The organism is Flavobacterium sp. ZB4P23, from assembly GCF_003970375.1.
GTDB lineage: Bacteria > Bacteroidota > Bacteroidia > Flavobacteriales > Flavobacteriaceae > Flavobacterium.
Genome location: NZ_RYDK01000001.1, coordinates 326,625 through 346,869, shown reverse-complemented (window position 1 = coordinate 346,869; position 20,245 = coordinate 326,625). Strand labels below are relative to the sequence as shown.

At 34.4% G+C, this 20,245-nt stretch carries 12 protein-coding genes; all 12 read right to left on the bottom strand.

The window, feature by feature from the left end; translation table 11 throughout:
- Nucleotide 1 precedes the first annotated feature (1 nt).
- Entirely contained in the window at nt 2-2,596 is a 2,595-nt protein-coding gene (locus EKL99_RS01430; protein WP_255416394.1) for an ATP-binding protein, read from the bottom strand.
- Nucleotides 2,597-2,643: 47 nt separating this feature from the next.
- Entirely contained in the window at nt 2,644-3,195 is a 552-nt protein-coding gene (locus EKL99_RS01425) for an AraC family transcriptional regulator (protein WP_126460145.1), read from the bottom strand.
- A 325-nt stretch (nt 3,196-3,520) separates the two neighbouring features.
- Nucleotides 3,521-4,003 (bottom strand): hypothetical protein, encoded by a 483-nt coding sequence (locus EKL99_RS01420; protein WP_126555770.1) that lies wholly within the window; start codon nt 4,001-4,003, stop codon nt 3,521-3,523.
- A gap of 3 nt (nt 4,004-4,006) precedes the next feature.
- On the bottom strand, nt 4,007-4,684 hold the full coding sequence (locus EKL99_RS01415) for a peptidoglycan DD-metalloendopeptidase family protein (RefSeq protein WP_126459846.1): 678 nt from the start codon (nt 4,682-4,684) through the stop codon (nt 4,007-4,009).
- 340 nt (nt 4,685-5,024) lie between these two features.
- Nucleotides 5,025-7,433, bottom strand: a complete 2,409-nt coding sequence (locus tag EKL99_RS01410; protein ID WP_126459843.1) for a thiamine pyrophosphate-dependent enzyme — start codon at nt 7,431-7,433, stop codon at nt 5,025-5,027.
- Nucleotides 7,434-7,619: 186 nt separating this feature from the next.
- Nucleotides 7,620-10,367, bottom strand: a complete 2,748-nt coding sequence (locus EKL99_RS01405; RefSeq protein WP_126576387.1) for an aminopeptidase — start codon at nt 10,365-10,367, stop codon at nt 7,620-7,622.
- A 199-nt stretch (nt 10,368-10,566) separates the two neighbouring features.
- Nucleotides 10,567-11,295, bottom strand: coding sequence for a TIGR00730 family Rossman fold protein (locus EKL99_RS01400; protein ID WP_126459840.1), 729 nt, complete (start codon nt 11,293-11,295; stop codon nt 10,567-10,569).
- Between the two features lie 120 nt (nt 11,296-11,415).
- The gene (locus tag EKL99_RS01395; RefSeq protein ID WP_126459837.1) at nt 11,416-11,775 is read right to left on the bottom strand and encodes a cupin domain-containing protein; all 360 of its coding nucleotides are present in this window, start codon (nt 11,773-11,775) and stop codon (nt 11,416-11,418) included.
- 36 nt (nt 11,776-11,811) lie between these two features.
- Entirely contained in the window at nt 11,812-14,643 is a 2,832-nt protein-coding gene (gene uvrA / locus EKL99_RS01390; protein WP_126555773.1) for an excinuclease ABC subunit UvrA, read from the bottom strand.
- A gap of 101 nt (nt 14,644-14,744) precedes the next feature.
- A complete protein-coding gene (locus EKL99_RS01385) occupies nt 14,745-16,529 on the bottom strand; it encodes a chloride channel protein (protein ID WP_126568549.1) in 1,785 nt (594 codons plus the stop codon).
- A 212-nt stretch (nt 16,530-16,741) separates the two neighbouring features.
- Nucleotides 16,742-18,427: a gamma-glutamyltransferase gene (gene ggt / locus EKL99_RS01380; protein WP_126576254.1), complete on the bottom strand. Its 1,686-nt coding sequence runs from the start codon at nt 18,425-18,427 to the stop codon at nt 16,742-16,744.
- A gap of 14 nt (nt 18,428-18,441) precedes the next feature.
- Nucleotides 18,442-20,127 (bottom strand): gamma-glutamyltransferase, encoded by a 1,686-nt coding sequence (gene ggt, locus EKL99_RS01375; RefSeq protein ID WP_126555779.1) that lies wholly within the window; start codon nt 20,125-20,127, stop codon nt 18,442-18,444.
- Nucleotides 20,128-20,245 lie beyond the last annotated feature (118 nt).

Sequence of the window (20,245 nt, the reverse complement as noted above, 5' to 3'; positions counted from 1 at the left end):
ATTATGCGTTTTTAATTATATTAAGTTCTTCCTCTAGTTCAATACAGGCTTGCAGACAAATTTTTTCTAGTTGTAATACTAAATCATATATTCCCTCTGATTGATCTTGTGTAATTGCAAAGTTCTGAATTTTTTTTGCCATATTTTCAAAATCACTGTTAATACCCATTATGGCAAATGAAGGGATCATTTTATGAGCAGCAGCGCCTAATAATTTCCAGTTTTTGTCCTCTAAACTTTGCTTTATAGTATTCATTAAAGGCGGTGTTTGTACTAAATACAGGGATATCATTTCCATCATTAAGGTTGGATTTGATTTTGTTTTTTGATTCAAATAAATCAAATCAATACATTTTATTTTTTTCTCTTTACTATTGTTTTCCTTTAAACCGTTATTAAGTTTTTCACTCAGTTTTTCCAGTTTTGGTTTTTTTAATATTCCAACAATTTTGCTGTACAGCAGTCTTTCATCAACTGGTTTTGCAAGGTGGTCATTCATTCCTACCGATTTGCATTTAGCTAAATCAACTGTGGTGACATCAGCAGTTAAAGCAATAATTGGGACTTTTGAATTCATTTTCTTACGGATATACTCTGTAGCTTCAAATCCGTTCATCTCTGGCATTTGTAAATCCATTAGAATAATGTCGTACTCTTTCGCTTTTAGTTTTTCGATAGCTATTTTCCCGTTTTCGGCAATATCGCACTCAAATCCAAAATCGTCTAATAATGTCTTCATTAGCAATTGATTGAGCGGAATATCTTCAACTACTAAGACTTTAATATTCTTGATTTCGGTATCTAATTCGATTAACTCATTTTCTAATTCAACATCGGCATTTGTTTTCTGAAAACTTAAAGTAAAACTAAATGTAGAACCTTCATTTAGGGTACTTCTTACCCTTATAGTCCCGCCTTGTGGCTCTATCAGCTGTTTGACAATTGCCAGACCTAGTCCCGTTCCTCCGTACAATCGTGAAGTTCCACTGGAAGCTTGTTGAAAATTTTCAAATATTTTGTCTATTTTTTCTTCTGGGATACCAATTCCGGTATCAGTAACGGCAAATTCAATAATGACTCGATCTTCGTCTTCATGTATCAAATGTACGCTTACTGTAATGTTTCCTTTTGATGTAAACTTTACGGCATTGCTCACGAGGTTTAAAATAATCTGATGCAAACGCACCGGGTCTCCCACAAGTACATTTGGTATTTTACTATCGTATTGCTTTATTAATCGTAAGTTTTTTTCTTGAATTTTTGTTTCAAATAAATGCAGCATAGCTGATATGGATGATTTCATTTTGAAAGGTTTTTTTTCAAATGTCATCTTTCCTGCGTCAACTTTTGCTAGATCGAGTATGTCGTTGATCAGCACAATTAGGGCATCACCACTCATCTTAATCGCACTGATGTATTCTTTTTGTTTGGGTGTCAATTCTGTTTTCAAAACCACTTTTGTAAATCCAATGATGGCATTCATTGGGGTACGTATTTCGTGACTCATATTTGATAAGAATTGTTGTTTTGCTTTTACGGCATTCTCTGCTATAATAGTGGCGCTTTCAGCATTTTTTTTAGCTTTTTCAGCAATTTCTGTAGTCAACTCAGCAAAAACTCTGGCCTCAATCAACTCTGTCGCAATTCTTTTTTGCTCAGTAACATCTCTGGCAACAATTACTACACCAAGGATGTTTCCTTTGTCATCTTTGTATACGGATCCGTTGAATAATACATCCGTTAGTTTGCCGTCTTTATGCCGTAGTGTAAGTGGTGAATCTGCAACAGATCCTTTCTCAAATACTTCCTGATATACTTCTCTTGCGTTTTGTTGTTCCGTAAAATAATCAAAAAAATCAGAATCAGTAAGTTCCTCTCGGGGGATTCCTGTGATATTTACTAAGGCTTCATTCATGTCAGTAATTTTTCCTTTGGTATTAATTGTAACCAATGGATCACGACTCGCTTCAATTAAACTGAGTGAATACTGATACGCTAATTTTGCGTTGTACGTAAGTTCCTCTAGTTTTTTATTTACAATTTCTCGTTTTTCTTTTTCTTTACTTTGAAATAAAAGCTCCTTATTGGCAATAACTAATTCATCCGCGCGTTTTTCTTTTTCATTGTTTTGAAAAGCCAATTCTTCATTGGCAATAACTAATTCAGCCGCTCGTTTTTCTTTGATCTTGTTTTGAAAAGCAAGTTCATTGTTTGCAGTTTTTAAATCTAGCGCCCATTTTTGTTTTGCACTATCTCTGGCAACAATTAGTACGCCTATTATAGTTCCTAAATTATCTTTGTATACAAAGGCATTAAACAATACATCCGTAAAACTGCCATTCTTATTTTGAATTGTAAGCGGAAAATCAGACACAGCCCCTTTCTGGAGAACTTCATGATAGATGTGTTGTATTTTTTGTTTTTCTGTAAAATAATCAAAAAAGTCAGAATCAATTAAAAAATCGCGAGTAAATCCCGTTATATGTATTGTCGCTTGATTTATATCCGTAATTTTCCCTTCCGTATTTATTGCAATTATGGGATCCAGACTGGCTTCTATTAAACTTCTTGCGTATTGTGATTCTTGATTTTTAATGATTTCTGTTTTATTTATGAAGGTAGATAAATAAGGTGTTGATTGTTCTAATTTAAATTCCCGATTTCTTCAATTGGGCTTCGTCTTTTATCTTTTAATTTTTTAAAGTGAGAAGGGGAAAGTCCGGTTACTTTTTTGAACTGACTTGATAAATGGGCAACACTGCTGTAATTCATTTTCCAAGCGATCTCAGTTATATTTAATTCGCCGTAAATAATTAATTCTTTGATCCGTTCTGTTTTATGTGAAATTATAAATTGTTCAATTGTGGTTCCCTGCACTTCTGAAAACAAGTTAGATAAATAGGTGTAGTCGTGATTTAAGAGTTGGCTCAAATAATCGGAAAAATTGATCTTAATATTTTCAGTTGAATGGTGCACCATTTCGATAATTATATTTTTAATTTTTTCAATAAGCATTGACTTTTTGTCATCCATCAATTCAAGTCCAGAATCTAAAAGAGCAATTTTTAATTGTTGTCGTTGCTCCAAAGTAATATTTTCCATAATTTCAACTTCTCCTAAATCGACAACCATAAAGTGAAGGTTTAGTTTTTTTAGCTCTTCTTTCACTGCAATTTTACAGCGATTGCTTACCATGTATTTTATATATAGTTTCAAAAATATTTCTTTTACAGTTTAGACAAAAATAGCTTCTAGTAATAAAGGTACATTATATAATTTAACTTATAAGTTATATAATTAAAGGTATTCTATTTTTAATAGGATATTAATCCGAAATATTCAATTGAATTATAGTAATTAATTTTTTACAATTAGTAAATTTCGTTAAATATTTTTCACCAGTAATATTCTAGCAATTTTAAAATAATTGGCATTAAAACTATTTTTGGAATTTAGTATTTCTATTCTGTTTTGCAACAACTATTCCTGAAGAAAAAATGCAGTGCTATTTTTTAAAAAATTATTTCATCAAAAATGAATTTACCCAATCTAATGATTTAATAGAGGAAACTTTATTTTCTTCATTCATTGTAACTCGAAGTTCCTTGTTGGCTACTTTTTTAGTATATGATGCCTTGTATCTGAAAAGAGTACTTCCGTCAAAATTGTTTTTATATACCTCAACTAACTGAAGATCAATAAAAGTTCCATAATATTGGCGAAAACGCGTACAGGTCTTTGTCAGTCTTTCTTCGGTGGTGTTTTTTATTACTGACGTTGTGGCTTCATTGAGGTTAAAAGGCTTGAATTTTGAAGTATTACAGGTCATCAAAACTCGCTTTCCTAATTCATACGCTTTGGCTTTTTGATCCGCATCGATTGCTGTTAAGTCTAGCTTCACAATTTTAGCGTTCTCAAATTCGGGTTCTGGGGCAATTACAATAGTTTTTGATTTGCATCCAATAAGTAAAAGAATGCTAAATACAATAATTATTTTTTTCATGATTTATTTAATTTTTAATAGGATATTAGGATCCGGACAATTTTTCAAATAGTAGCTCAAATCATTTTTGCTGCAGACACCCGGATAATCACCAAGGATTTTTGCTATTTTTTTTATAATCTGAAAATGCAAATGTGGGGCATAATCACCATTGACAGCAGAATCGCCTAATGTAGCCAGCTGACTTCCTTTTTCGTACACATCACCAATATTAATGTTACTAATGCTTTCAAGGGACAAATGACCGTATAAAGTATAGAATTTTTGATTTTCTATTTTATGTTCCAGAATAATAGTGGGGCCATAATCACCCACACCAGTATTGTAATTGAAGCTGTGGATAAATCCGTCTAATGCTGCCAGAACTGGCGTTCCTGCCTTGATCCATAAGTCTAGACCAATGTGAATGTTTCTTTCATCGGTTTTCGTGTCATTAAAAATTTCACTCCGTTTGTATAAATTTCTAATTTCATTATATCCTCCAAACGCAACTTTTGCATTATTTTGAGCTAAATAATCCTCAATATATTCTTCAAAGGCAACTGCGGTATGTATATTTCGTTTTGATAAGATTTCATTTGTATTGGATAAATCTAATGGCAGGTAGCTGTTGTAATCAATTGTTTGATCTATAACTTTAACATTTTGAATGTTGTGTAAGATAGTTTCTAGTTTTGTCATTTATTGGGTTTTAAAAAGCTTAAATTTAAATAAAAAAAGGCTGTATAAAAATTTTACGCCCGCTTTATAACTTTTAATTAGCAGATAGAACCTTTTAATTTGAGTGTACAAGTATAATTTTTAACTCCTAATTTTAAGATTTATTTATAAATAGGTACCGAGTTTAGCAGCTGAATTTTTCTTTTAAAACGTCATCAACTTTTCATGCTTATCCGTTAAATGGGATATACAATCTAATAATGGATTATCTAATGACTGTTTAGAAATGAGTTTGTGTATTTTTTCTATCAAAAAAAATCCCAATCGTTTCCAATTGGGATTCTAATTTATGAATTGGATCTTAGTATAAATTTGGATATTTTGATGGATTTACTTCATTCATCATACCATACACTTTTTCAAAAATATCTTCTATTGAAGGTTTAGAGAAATAATCACCATCTGTTCCGTAAGCAGGTCGATGTGCTTTTGCTGTTAGCGTTTGAGGTTTGCTGTCTAAATAATTATAACCATCTTGATGCTCAATAATTTGTTGTAAAACATAAGCTGAAGCACCACCAGGAACATCCTCATCAATTACTAAAAGACGATTTGTTTTAGCAATACTTTTTACAACATCTTGATTAATGTCAAACGGAAGCAAAGATTGTAGGTCGATAATCTCGCAATCTATACCTATTTCAAGGAGTTCCTTGGCAGCTTGCTGTACTAATCGCAAAGTAGAACCATAGGAAACGAGTGTAATGTCTGTTCCTTGTTTTAAGGTTTCAACTACTCCAATTGGTGTTTTAAATTCGCCATAGTTTAAAGGCATTTTTTCTTTCAATCGATAACCGTTCAGGCACTCAATGACTAAAGCAGGCTCGTCACATTCTAATAAACTATTATAAAAACCGGCTGCTTGAGTCATGTTTCTAGGAACTAAAACGTGAATTCCTCTAATGGCATTTATAATCATTCCCATAGGAGAACCAGAATGCCAGATGCCTTCTAAACGATGACCACGAGTACGGATAATTAATGGTGCTTTTTGTTTTCCTACGGTTCTATAGCGCAACGTAGCTAAATCATCACTCATGATTTGAATTGCATACAATAAATAATCTAAATATTGAATTTCGGCAATAGGGCGAAGACCTCTTAAAGCCATTCCAATCCCTTGACCTAAAATGGTTGCTTCACGAATTCCTACATCGGCAACGCGGAGTTCTCCGTATTTTTCTTGCATTCCTTCTAAACCTTGATTGACATCACCAATAGCTCCAGCATCCTCACCAAAAATTAATGTTTCAGGATATTTAGTAAAAATTGCATCAAAATTATCCCGCAAAATCATACGTCCATCTGTATCTTCCTTGGCATCTTCAGCATAAATAGGCAGAACTTTTTTGACAGAGAACACATTTAAATCCGTTTCCGAAAATAAGTTGCTGCTAAAATTCTTTTGTGTTTTAGCAGTGTAGGTTTTTATCCAAAGTGACAGTTCAGTTTTGCTATTTTCATTTAGGATTAAACGCAATACTTTTCGGGCTGTCACCAGAATTTCCTTTTTCAAAGGAGATTTGATACTGCTTAAATCAACGATATGTTTTAATATCGCTTCTTTGTTTTTGCTGCTTTCGGCTATTTTTTGTAATAGAGCGACTATTTCTTTTTGCTCTTCAATTATGGGTTCTAAAAATGCATTCCAGGCCGCTTTCTTCCCTTCTAAAACATCTTTTTTGGCTTGTGTATCAATGGCTTCAATTTCTTCAGGAGAAGCAATATTGATAGCAATCATCCATAATCTCATTTGACGGATGCAATCATAGTCTTTTTCCCAGGCCAATCGGTCCGTATTTTTGTAGCGCTCATGAGAACCAGAACTGGAATGTCCTTGCGGTTGTGTCAATTCATTTACGTGTATCAAAACAGGAGTATGATTTTCTCGGGCTATAGTGGCAGCTTTTTCATACGTGGCAATCAGGTCTGCATAATCCCACCCTTTTACTCTTAAAATTTCAAAGCCATTTGTGTTTTTGTCTTTTTGGTATCCTTTTAAAATTTCAGAAATATTTTCTTTTGTGGTTTGATGTCTTGCATGAACAGAAATCCCATATTCATCATCCCAAATACTCATTACCATTGGTACTTGTAAAACACCCGCTGCATTGATAGTTTCAAAAAATAAGCCTTCTGAAGTACTTGCGTTTCCTATGGTGCCCCAGGCAATCTCATTTCCTTGATTAGAAAAATTAGCTGCATTTGGTATTCCGGAGACTTGTCTGTAAATTTTTGATGCTTGAGCCAGTCCTAATAAACGTGGCATTTGTCCGGCAGTTGGGGAAATGTCAGCGCTAGAGTTTTTTTGTTTTGTTAAGTTTTTCCAACTTCCATCTTCATTTAGGCTATGGGTAGCAAAGTGACCGCCCATTTGCCTTCCTGCTGACATTGGTTCTTGTTCGATATCATTATGACCATATAATCCGGCAAAAAATTGTTGGATACTAAGTTCACCAATAGCCATCATAAACGTTTGATCCCGATAGTAGCCAGAACGGAAATCTCCATTTTGGAATGCTTTCGCCATTGCCAGTTGTGGTACTTCTTTTCCATCTCCAAAAATCCCAAATTTAGCTTTTCCAGTTAATACTTCCTTACGTCCTAAAAGACTGCATTCTCTGCTTAATATGGCTATTTTATAGTCATTTAATACTTCGATTTTGAAATCTTCAAATGTCAATGTAGTATTGGTTTTTTCTTTTATCATAATTGAAAAGTATAACTTTGAGGTGCAAATTTACTTAAAAAGTAGCTAGATTCATAATTCATTGAAATAAATATAATTAAATTATTGTAATTTATTCTAATAAAAAGTATCTTATTTTTTTAGTATATGTAATTTTAAAATCAATTCACTAAGAATAGTTTAATAATTAATGAGAATCTTATTGGATTAGAACCATTTTCGATTAAAAAGATTGATTAATGTTTTAGGTGAAAAAGTTACGATGAAGCGTATTTTTTCATTGTAATTGTTTTGGGCAATTTCCCATCCATTTGTAGAATAGACCGGAAAATATAATTCAAAATAATCTGTGACTAAATTTAGGCGTATACCACTGTCATAGACAAATCTTTCTTTTACATTTTTATTTTTGATTAAACCAATGTCACCATATACTTCAATCCAGTTCCAGATACTATAACTGGCATTAAAGCTGGTAAGCCATCGATTGGCATAAGGCGTAGCAATTTTTGATTTAAAACCGCCTTCGGCCAATACATATTGTTGACTAAAAATCCCTGTACTTTCAGACCTTCCAAAATAATTGTAATCAAAAAGGTAATCCGTTGGCCGGTCTAATGCGAAGCTGAAAAAATCGGATTGCGTTTTATTATACAAAAAACTTCCCGCATACAACCGTAAATTAATTTGCCGGTTGTTTTCAAAGAGTTTTCGGTATTCAATTTCACCTGTAATTTTTCCGAATTTACCAGAAATTTGTAGATCCGTAGTAAAATTAAAATGGTTGGTAACTTCTGTTTTGGTATTAATATATCTCGCATCAAAAACAGAATAATTTTCGGGGGAGTTGTCAAGTACCAGGATGCTTTTTTCTTTATTGACAATTACTTGTCGGAATAAGAAAAGCTGTTTCCTATTATCTCTGAAGTTGGGCTCTCGGATACGCAATTGCACCGTTGGATTTAGTCTAAGATACGCTGCATCCTGTGCATAATGAAAATAGGATCCACTTACTGAATATCGGGCATTATACAGCGTTGTGTTTCTGAAATTTTGGTTGACCACAAAAAATGCTGAACCAGATACGTTATTTGATTTAGTAGAATAAGATGGATTGACATCAAAAACAAAAGGCTTTTCCAGAATGGTTTTGTTATGCAATCTGATGCCGGGAGTTAAACCATCGTATAAATTGTAATATATTGACGGAACATACAGTACTTGATTGTAATAAGGATCCTCTAAGTCTTTCATGAAAACAAACTTTAGAGGACGATTATTAGGGAAAAACCCTTCTAATTTCTTCCAGTTATTTCTTAAGTTATATTCTGGAACTTCATTTTTTAGATTTAAAATAATTTTGTCAGCATTATTTCTGGGTATCGTGAAAGTAGTATCGGTTTCATTAATATCCAGCCATTGCTTAAAAACAATTTGACCTTTTTTAGTACCATAAACTGGAATGGGAATAAGAGTTCCAGTTCTGTTTTTAATTGAAAAAGTGATACTGTCTTGGGTTTTTAAGACGCTTGAAAATTTATAATCAATGATGTCTCTTGAATTAATGATTGTATTAAAAAACCAACTGATATCTTTAGTTGTATTTGATTTTAATAAAATTTCAAAATCGGATCTTGATACTTGTTCCAACTGATTTTTTTTATAAAATTGTTGAATACTGGTCTTTACAGCATCATTTAACAAATAATCATCCAGAAACCGAATGCTTAATCCCGCACGGTATTTACTGGCAATTTGTTCATTGAATTTTATTAAAGTGTTCTTTGGATCGCCTAATGGCTGATCCAGATTTTTGCGAGCCATCAACATATAGAAATAACTGTATTGTCCATTAAAGTCAATATTGGTCAGATTGAAACTTTTTAGCAATCGGATGTTTGATGCACTGCCCATCATTTTAGCTTTGGGATGATTTTCATCCATATATTTCATCATCGCATAAACTTGAATACCATCATAAATCCAATTGTCTTTTCTAGGATCCAGATGTAAACTCTTTTTTAAATATTCATTTAAATAGGCTTTTAGAAATTTGATTTCGAAAATAAATTCATCAGAAAAAGGACTTATAAATGAGGGAAGCTGATTCAATCCATAAAACGGATTTTTTTCATAATCCGTTTGGGAAACTACAATTCTTTCGTAAGGATATTTCCCAATCAAATTACTTGCAAAATTCACAATTCGGTCAATTGCAATTGCTTTTTGAATGTTGTCTAATTTGTTGCTTTTCATATCCGTCAGTACTTCAACTGAACTGTTTTTGTAACTCTCAAAATTCAATTTAGGCTCAATGATCAGACTGAAATCAGTTCTGTTATTCCCCCACAATTTGTAGTTTGAAAAGCCATTATTATCAGTTGTTTTCTCACTGTTTAAATCGGATGTTGCTTCTAAAGTAGTGGGTATTTTAAGATCAATTTCAAAGTTAGAAATAGCATTGGCAATATCATCCAGATTATTATTACTATTTTTGATAAAAGCATGGTTTTCATAACGCGCAGGAGTAAGGTACCAGTTTTTAAGGTTTACAGTTCCATTGTTGTGGTAACCAAATTTTGTAAATTTTTCGCTGGGGATTTTAGTAATGTACGAGAGATTTAAATTGATTTTCTGGTTTGGAAGTAGCGGATTTTTTAATTGGACAACTACATAATCAGGATTTTTCTCTGTCCTTTGCCAAGACAAAAACTGCTGAGTGGCATCTGTAATAATTAAATTTATTGTGCTACCACGCTCTTCTTCTTTGGCTAAATGAAATCCTCTATAAAATTCATCCGAAAATCGTTTGGCTAAAGGCGTATTTTTATTGGAAAAGGCATGATTCCAGTCATTCAAAACAATAGATGTCAACGTATCATCGGACTGATTATTAAAAATGATTTCCTGCTTAATATCCAATGTCTTTTTTTCAGTATTTAACACTACAGAGATGGTAGAGTGCTGCTGTGCATATTGATTCAATGTAGCTAATAAAAAAAGAATGTAACAGAATATTTTAAGGTATGATTTCAAATTCAGATATTGATTTATTAAAAAAAATAAATGTACTTATAATTAGATAGTATTCTTACTAGGGATCTTAAAATAAAACAAAAAAAAGAAGCTGTTTTGAAGCAACTTCTTTTTTTGTTTAAAAATTTGGAGATAAATCGTATTTCTTGTAAAAGGCATTCAGGACGTCAACCACTTCATCTTCTGTATCTACAATTTTAAATAAATTCAAATCTTCGGCATGAACTGTACCTTCTTTTTCCACTAAAACCGTTTTTATCCATTCAATTAATCCTGCCCAAAAGCTGGAACCAACAAGTATAATTGGGAATCGAGCAATTTTTTTGGTTTGTATTAAAGTCATCGCTTCAAATAATTCATCCATCGTTCCAAAACCTCCCGGCATCACTACAAAACCTTGAGAATATTTGACAAACATCACTTTGCGAACAAAGAAATAATCAAAATTAAGGTTTTTATCACTGTCAATATATGGGTTGAAATGTTGCTCAAAAGGCAGTTCAATATTCAATCCTACTGATGTTCCACCACCCAAATGTGCACCTTTGTTTCCTGCCTCCATAATTCCTGGACCACCGCCAGTGATTACACCATAACCGGCCTTACTGATTTTATAGGCAATCTTTTCAGCAAGCAAATAGTAGGGGTCTTCAGGCTTTGTTCTGGCAGAACCAAAAATGGTTACGCACGGACCTATGCGTCCCATGCTCTCATAACCATTAACAAATTCGGCCATGATTTTAAAAATCGCCCAACTATCATTGGTCCTAATTTCGTTCCAAGTCTTTCTTTTCAGTCGGTCTTGGATTACTCTATCTTCGTCGTTATCAAAATCTTCTAATCTCATTTTCAAAAATATATTTTAATTTCTCTTTTTTTTGGAGCTATTTCCTGCTATCCATTTCAATCTTTATTGTTTTAAAGAAAAACAATAAAGGATTTTCATTGCTATCAGGGCTAAGCAAATTTAATACGTTTGCTCTTCAATGGATTTTGTTATTTTAGATATAACTTTACCAGTATGTTCAGTAGTTTTTGATTCTATCAGCATTATTAAACAGTCGTCAGTTGACGAAACTCTGTGGTTTATACCTTTTTTTACCACAAATAAATCTCCTTTTTTCATAGTGAATTTAGGTTCGTTTTCAATTTCCATTAAAAGTTCTCCTTCTACAATGTAAAATAATTCATCTTCATTTTCATGATTATGCCATGGTAAATCTTGGCCTTTGATTTTTGCCACTTTAATAAATTGATCATTAACTTCACCAATTATTTTAGGTGAAAAATAGTTTTCGACACTACTGAACGCTTCTTTTAAATTCATAATTTCCAAAAATTATTTTTTTATTTTTTATGTATACTAAAGTAATTCTTTTTTCAAGAATTGCGCTGTATAGCTTTTCTTATTTTTAATAATTTCTTCCGGAGTTCCTTTGGCAATGAGTTGTCCGCCGCCTTTTCCGCCTTCAGGGCCAATGTCGATGATGTAATCCGCAAGTTTAATCACGTCCATATTGTGTTCGATAATCAAAATCGTATTTCCTTTGTCAACCAGTTTATTGATCACTTCCATCAACACTCGAATGTCTTCAAAATGCAAACCAGTTGTGGGTTCATCCAGAATATAAAACGTGTTCCCAGTATCTTTTTTAGATAATTCTCCCGCCAGCTTAATGCGCTGTGCCTCACCGCCGGAGAGTGTAGTGCTTTGTTGTCCAAGGGTAATATATCCTAATCCAACATCCTGAATAGTTTTTACTTTTCTATAAATCTTCGGAATCATTTCAAAGAACGGAACCGCTTCATCTACTGTCATATTCAACACATCCGAAATGGATTTTCCTTTGTATCGAATCTCCAAAGTTTCTCTGTTAAAACGCTTTCCTTGGCAGGTTTCACATTCTACATATACATCAGGTAAAAAATTCATTTCAATCGTTCGCACTCCAGAACCTTGGCAGGTTTCACAACGTCCGCCTTTGACATTAAAACTAAAACGTCCGGCTTTATATCCCCGAATCAGACTCTCAGAAGTCATCGTAAACAGATTTCTGATTTCGGTAAAAACTTCGGTATAAGTTGCAGGATTAGAGCGGGGCGTTCTGCCAATCGGACTTTGGTCAATATCAATCACTTTATCAATATGTTCCAGTCCTTCAATTTTTTTATACGGTTTTGGTTTTTTGACGCCATTAAAATAATACGCGTTCAAAATAGGGTAGAGCGTTTCATTAATTAACGTAGATTTACCACTTCCGGAAACTCCAGTCACGCAAATCATTTTGCCCAAAGGCAATTCTATCGAAACATTTTTCAAGTTATTTCCGGTTGCTCCGGTCAGTTTTAGGAATTTCCCATTTCCCTCCCGACGTTTTGCTGGAACCTCAATTTTCATCTTCCCATTGAGATATTGTGCCGTAATGGTATTTGAGGCCATTGTTTCTGCAGGAGTTCCAATGCTAATGATTTCTCCTCCGTATTTTCCTGCTTTTGGTCCAATATCAATTACATAATCTGCACGTTCAATCATATCTTTATCGTGTTCTACCACAATTACAGAGTTTCCAATATCGCGTAATTGTTCCAGGGAATGAATCAATTTATCATTATCTCTTTGGTGTAAACCAATACTTGGCTCATCCAAGATATATAAAACACCTACAAGTTGCGAACCAATTTGAGTGGCTAATCGAATGCGTTGTGCTTCACCACCCGAAAGTGATTTAGAGCTTCGGCTTAAAGCCAAATAATCCAAGCCTACATTCATTAAGAAGTTCAATCGATCCTTAATCTCTTTGATGACTTCGGTAGCGATGCGTTTTTGTTTGTCGGATAAATGATTTTCTAAGTCATTAAACCAAACCGTTAGATCCGAAATATCCATATCGCACAATTCGGTACTATTCTTTTCATTGATTTTAAAGAACATCGCTTCTTTTTTCAAACGGGAACCGTCACAAACCGGACATTTTATTTCATCCATAAATTCCTTTGCCCAGCGCTTGATTGATGTAGAGCCGCTTTCATCATGTTGGTTTTTTATGAAATGTGAAATCCCTTCAAAATCAATTTTGTATTCTCGGGCAACGCCTAAATCTTTTGAGTTGATGGTGAATTTTTCTTTTCCGCCATTCAAAATCATTTCCATCGCTTCCTGCGGAATGGTTTCTATGGCATCCGTCAATTTGAAACTATATTTTTCGCCTATGATTTCAAGTTGCTTAAAAATCCACGAAGATTTATATTCTCCCAAAGGCGCAAAACCGCCATTTTTTATGGATAATTTTGGATTTGGAATAATCTTTTTTTGGTTAATTTCATTGACTGTTCCTAAGCCATTGCAATGATCACAAGCGCCTTTTGGGGAATTGAAAGAAAATAAATTGGGTTCGGGATTCTGATAGGAAATTCCAGTAGTAGGACACATCAAATTCCGGCTAAAAAATCGTACTTCATTGGAATCTTGATCCAAAACCATCAAGACGTTCTCCCCATGATGCATGGCTGTATTGATGCTTTCCGACAAACGTTTCTCGTTATCTGGGGTGGCTTCAATCACCATTCGATCCACAACAATTTCGATGTCGTGTGTTTTATAACGGTCTAATTTCATTCCCAAAGTAATATCCAATACATCGCCGTTTACGCGAACTTTAAGAAAACCTTGCTTGGCAATTTGTTGAAAAAGCTCCGCATAATGTCCTTTGCGAGACCGAATAACTGGCGCTAAAATATTGATTCGCTTTCCGGTAAAATCTTGAATAATCAAATCTTTGATTTGCTCATCAGAATAGGAAACCATTTTCTCGCCGGTGTTGTAACTGTATGCATCAGCTGCACGAGCATAAAGCAAACGTAGGAAATCATAAATTTCAGTGATAGTTCCCACGGTGGAACGCGGACTTTTACTGGTCGTTTTTTGTTCAATAGCAATTACAGGAGAAAGTCCGTCAATTTTATCCACATCGGGACGTTCCAAGCCACCAAGAAACTGGCGTGCATAAGCCGAAAAAGTTTCTACATAACGGCGTTGCCCTTCGGCATAAATAGTATCAAAAGCTAAGGAGGATTTTCCAGAACCTGAGAGACCGGTAATTACAACCAGTTTTTCCCGAGGAATAGAAACATCTATATTTTTTAAGTTGTGAACGCGAGCGCCTTGAACTTCGATGGTATTGTCTTTGTCTAACATAATTTTTCGCAGATTCCGAATTTTTCGGAAACAAAGTTACTATTTTGATTTATTCTTTCGATAGAACACTTTAGAAGTTTGTGTTAAAAGTAATTACGAAATTATTCTATCGTCATCGATTTTAGTTTAGTTCTGTAGGCCTCAAGCGCAATAGATTTAGAAATAAAACCATAATATTTGTCGTTTTTGAGTACTGGCAAAAAGGCTACTTTAGATTTTTCAAATTTATTCATGACGGTTTCCATACTGTCATCCGGAGTGACTGTTTCCAAAGGTTTTATCATAATATCTTTGACCAAAGTATATTTAACTCTATAGGTATTGAATATTATTTCCCGAATAGTATTAAAATGAACCATTCCTAGAAGTTGATTTTCTGGATCTACTACAGCAAAAATTACTTGATTAGAATGTGATATCAAATCTACTAATTTTTCTAAATTTTCATTTGGCGTGACCGTTAAAAAATCCGTTTGAATAATAGAATTTGTTTCTAATGTGGAAAGAACATTAGTGTCTTTATTGCTGGTAAATGCATGTCCTTTTTGAATAAGATTTTTTACATCCATAGAATGTTTTTCAAAACGCTTTGAAATAGCAAAACTGATAGAAGAAACAATCATAAGTGGAATCATTAAATTATAACCTCCTGTAATTTCAGCAATTAAGAAAATCGCAGTCAATGGCGCATGAAACAAGCCACTCAATATTCCGGCCATGCCAACCAAAGTGAAATTGCTGATAGGAAGTTTCGTTAATCCGGTTAAATTTAAAAATTTAGCAAAGAAAAAACCAACATAAGACCCCAGAAATAGGGAAGGTGCAAAATTACCTCCATTACCACCACTACTCAAGGTTATTCCTGTAGCAAAAACCTTCATCATCATGGTGCAACCTACAAACAATAAAAGCGCCCAACTATTATTTCTAAAACTACTGAATAAAGTGTTCTCCAATAATTTTCCGGGATCATTTTCGGATAATGTTTTGATACTTTCATATCCTTCTCCAAAAAGTGTTGGAAAAATAAAAATAAGAATGGCCAAAATAGAAGAACCAAATAAGGCTTTTTTATAAGGCGATAATTTAAGTCTGGCAAAAAAATGTTCTACCCTTTGAAAGTTACGGGAATAATAAACGGAAACAAACCCGGTAAACAAGCCTAAAAGTACGTAAAAAAAAAGGTTGTGATAATCAAAACTTTGCTGTTGCTTAAAGGACAGTAAGATGGCTTCGTCCAAGGCAATGACGGATACTAATGCGCCTGTTGCCGCTGCAATCATAATGGGTGTAAATGCCGCAATACTCACATCAACTAATAACACTTCAATAGCAAATAATACACCCGCAATTGGCGCATTAAAAGCTGCGGCAATACCTGCGGCAACACCACAACCGATTAGAAGCGTTCGGTCTTTATAACTCAGTTTATATTTTTGGGCATAATTAGACCCAAAAGCAGCTCCTGTAATAACAATAGGGCTCTCCAGACCTGCAGACCCCCCTAATCCAACTGTTAGTGAGCTGGTAACAATTTGGGAATACATTTGTTTTTTTGGAATAATACTTGCTTTTTTGGCAACAGCATATAAAATTTGCGAAGTTCCTTTTTGTATGGTTCCTCCCAAAACTCTTTTGACTACAAAAACAGTAAGCAGAATACCAATTATAGGCAAGATACTATTAAGAAAACCTAATTTTAATATTCCACTGACATACGTGGCAAAAGAAAAAACCCAATGAGCAAAAGTTTTTAAAACGATCACGGCAAATGCAGAAGAGATACCAACTAAAACAGCAGATAAAAATATAAACTGTTTTGGAGTCAATAAAGACTGTGCTATGGCAATTATTACTTCTAATTTGGTGATCAACTTTTTGAACATTATATTTTTTTTAAAGGGGATGCAAAACTACTATTATTTTAATCCTAACAAATGTTTTTTAAAGCTTCTTTTGTGCTTAAGGGGTTTAAATTACAATTTGCGACAAACTGCTGCACAGCTTTTGGATCTATTTTGTGTAAAAGCGTTTTCTAAGGCGTGTGTAAATTTCATAAAAAAGTAAATTTGTCATCATTCCGAGCACAATCGACGGACTAAAATCCAACCGCTGTATCGTCACCTCTAAAATCAGCACCACCCTCTAATTTTTTAGTTGGTAAAACCAAAATCGCATCTACTTTTCCTATTACAGGTGTTGTTTTTTCATTGATGATGTATCCTCGGGACTTTAAGGTTTCAAAAGTTTTAGCATCGAAAGTATTAGGCTCAAAAGTGATTAAATCCGGTAACCATTGATGATGAAAACGAGGTGCGTTTACTGCTTGTTGCATGCTGAAATTATACTCAGAAACATTTAAAATCGTTTGCAATACGGATGTAATAATTGTCGAGCCTCCGGGAGAACCCACAACCATGAATAATTTGCCGTTTCTCTCCACAATTGTTGGCGTCATGGAACTCAGCATTCGTTTTTGTGGCGCAATACTATTAGCTTCATTTCCTACCAATCCAAACATATTAGGCACACCTGGTTTGGCACTGAAATCATCCATTTCGTTGTTGAGGAAAAATCCCAATTCATCACAATAGTATTTAGACCCGTAACCATCGTTTAATGTTGTTGTTGCCGAAACAGCATTCCCAAACTGATCTACAATAGAATAATGAGTAGTTTCTGTACTCTCATTATAATTTACTTTTCCTTCTTTTATATCCGATGATAAGGTGGCTTTTTCAAAACTAAAATTCGACATTCTTTGTTTCAAATACGCATCTGCCATTAAGGCTTTTAAAGGGATTTTTACAAAATCAGGATCGCCCAGATAATAACTTCTGTCTGCGTAAGCCCTTCTTTCGGCTTCAACAATAACTTGAATGGCTTCGGTTGAGTTATGTCCCATTTTAGCCAGGTCGAAAGGCGCTATCATTTTGAATATTTCAGCGAGACATATTCCGCCACTGCTGGGTGGAGGCATCGAGATTATCTTTAAATCCTTGTAATCAAAAGTGAGTGGCGTCCTCCATTTGGCTTCGTATTGAGCCAGATCTTCTAAGGTGATGATAGCTCCTTTTTCTTGAAGGTATTTCACTAATATTTCAGCAGTTTTCCCTTTGTAAAATTCAGCTCTGCCATTTTTTGAAATCCTTTTCAACGTAGCTGCCAGCGCAGGATATTGTATTACATCATTTTCTTTGAAAGCAGTTGCAAATAACGTTTTGTTCCCATTTACTTTTATAATTCTATCTCGATAAGCAGCTAGTCGGTCTTCTTGTTTTTTGGTAACAATAACCCCTTTTTCGGCTAATGCAATTAAAGGTTTCAGGATGTCTGCAATCGGTAATGAACCTAGTTTTTCATGAACTGCAAAAACACCGGCAATTGTTCCAGGAACTCCAATAGCCAGCGGAGACTCAGTACTTTTTCCTTTTATGACATTTCCTTTTTCGTCCAGAAACATGTTTTTCGTGGCTGCTATCGGCGCTTTTTCACGGTAATCTAACGAACCAATTTCACCGTTCGCTTTTCGGTACACCATAAAACCGCCACCGCCAAGATTTCCTGCAAAAGGGTAGGCTACTGCCAAAGCCAATTCGGTTGCCACCATCGCATCAAAAGCATTACCCCCTTTTCGCATGATTTCAACTCCAATTTTGGAAGCTTCTACCCGTGCCGAAACGACCATTGCTTTATCAGCAACCAATCCTGTGGGCTGAACCATTATATTTTGGGTTTTACACCCAATAGAAAGCATACATAGTAGAATACTAATTTTTTTCATTTGAATGTATAAATTTAAAAACCAACGGCTTTATTATCACCTCTTTTGTCTGCTCCACCTTCTAATTTTCCATTTGGCAAAACCAAAATTGCATCAACTTCACCAATGATTTCTTTGTTTTTTTCATTGATTAAATAGCTTTTTTTCTTCAGATTATTCAATAATTCTGTATCGAATGAATTGGGTTCAAAAGTAATTTCATCGGGTAACCATTGATGGTGAAAACGTGGGGCGTTTACCGCTTCTTGCATGCTCATATCAAATTCATACACATTTAATATCGTTTGTAACACCGATGTGATAATGGTGGAGCCTCCCGGCGTACCTACAACCATAAAAAGCGTACCGTTTTTTTCGACAATCGTGGGTGTCATGGAACTTAACATTCTTTTTCCGGGAGCAATACTGTTGGCTTCACTTCCAGTGAGTCCGTATAAGTTGGGAACACCCGGTTTGGCACTGAAATCATCCATTTGATTATTCAAAAAGAAACCCAATTCGTCACAATATATTTTAGAACCATAGTTATCATTTAAAGTAGTTGTTGCTGAAACTGCATTCCCAGCGGCATCAACAATAGAGTAATGTGTGGTTTGGTTGCTTTCATATCCCTTTATTGCTCCGTGGGCAATATCCGAAGATTTAGAAGCTTTATCAAATGAAAAATCAGCCATTCTTTTTTCTAAATAGGATGGACTTACTAATTCTTTTACCGGAAGTTTTACAAAATCAGGATCACCCAAGAAATAATTCCTGTCCGCATAGGCTCTTCGTTCTGCTTCAGTAATGACTTGAATCGTTTTTAGGCTGTTGTGTCCCATTTGCGAGAGGTTGAAGGGCTCAATCATTTTCATGATTTGATTCAAACAAATTCCACCACTGCTGGGAGGCGACATCGAGGTGATTTTTAAATTTTTATATTGAAAAGTAATTGGAGTTCGCCACTTGGCTTTATAACTATTAAAATCTTCAATGGTGGTATTTCCACCTTTTTCAGCAAGAAAAGCAACTAACTTTTGAGCAGTTTCTCCTTTGTAAAATTCATCTCGTCCGTTTTTAGCAATTCGTTTTAATGTTGCTGCCAAAGCGATGTATTTTATAGTATCATTTTCTTTATATACTTTAGAAAACAAACTGTTCTTACCATTACTTTTTATAAAGGAGGCTCTGTGATACGCCAAACTTTCGGCTTGAAATTTAGTGACAATAACACCTCTTTCTGCCAAAGCAATTACAGGTTTGAGAATTTCACTGATGGGTAAAGAGCCATATTTTTTGTGTACTTCAAATATTCCTGCAATGGTACCCGGAATTCCAGATGCCAAAGCAGTCGCAGTACTTTTTCCTTCAATTACATTTCCTTTTTTGTCTAGAAACATATCTTTAGATGCTGCCAAAGGTGCTTTTTCTCTGTAATCGATAGCGCCTGTTTCACCATTGGCTTTTCTGAAAACCATGAAACCGCCACCACCAATATTTCCCGCCTGAGGATGTGAAACCGCCAAAGCCAGTTCCATGGCAACCATAGCATCAAAAGCATTACCGCCTTTTTTCATGATTTCAACTCCAATTTGCGACGCTTCTTCACGAGCGGAAACGACCATCGCTTTAGAAGTCACTAAACCTGTTGGTTCGACTGTTTTTTCATTTGATTTGCAACCTAAAACGGCAAAGGCAAGTAGGAATAGTATTTTTTTCATTGTATAATATATTTTGGTTTTAGGTGTATTGTTTTGGTTGTTTTATATTGTAATACTTTAAATGGTTTGACCACATAGAGACATAGAATTTTAGTTTGTGTGTAAAAAAACTTCGCTT

Bases quoted from the DNA above. Each gene is read 5' to 3' on its own strand.
- EKL99_RS01425 (WP_126460145.1), bottom strand. From the start codon at position 3,195: ATGGTAAGCAATCGCTGTAAAATTGCAGTGAAAGAAGAGCTAAAAAAA.
- EKL99_RS01420 (WP_126555770.1), bottom strand. From the start codon at position 4,003: ATGAAAAAAATAATTATTGTATTTAGCATTCTTTTACTTATTGGATGC.
- EKL99_RS01415 (WP_126459846.1), bottom strand. From the start codon at position 4,684: ATGACAAAACTAGAAACTATCTTACACAACATTCAAAATGTTAAAGTT.
- EKL99_RS01410 (WP_126459843.1), bottom strand. From the start codon at position 7,433: ATGATAAAAGAAAAAACCAATACTACATTGACATTTGAAGATTTCAAA.
- EKL99_RS01400 (WP_126459840.1), bottom strand. From the start codon at position 11,295: ATGAGATTAGAAGATTTTGATAACGACGAAGATAGAGTAATCCAAGAC.
- EKL99_RS01395 (WP_126459837.1), bottom strand. From the start codon at position 11,775: ATGAATTTAAAAGAAGCGTTCAGTAGTGTCGAAAACTATTTTTCACCT.
- uvrA (WP_126555773.1), bottom strand. From the start codon at position 14,643: ATGTTAGACAAAGACAATACCATCGAAGTTCAAGGCGCTCGCGTTCAC.
- EKL99_RS01385 (WP_126568549.1), bottom strand. From the start codon at position 16,529: ATGTTCAAAAAGTTGATCACCAAATTAGAAGTAATAATTGCCATAGCA.
- ggt (WP_126576254.1), bottom strand. From the start codon at position 18,427: ATGAAAAAAATTAGTATTCTACTATGTATGCTTTCTATTGGGTGTAAA.
- ggt (WP_126555779.1), bottom strand. From the start codon at position 20,127: ATGAAAAAAATACTATTCCTACTTGCCTTTGCCGTTTTAGGTTGCAAA.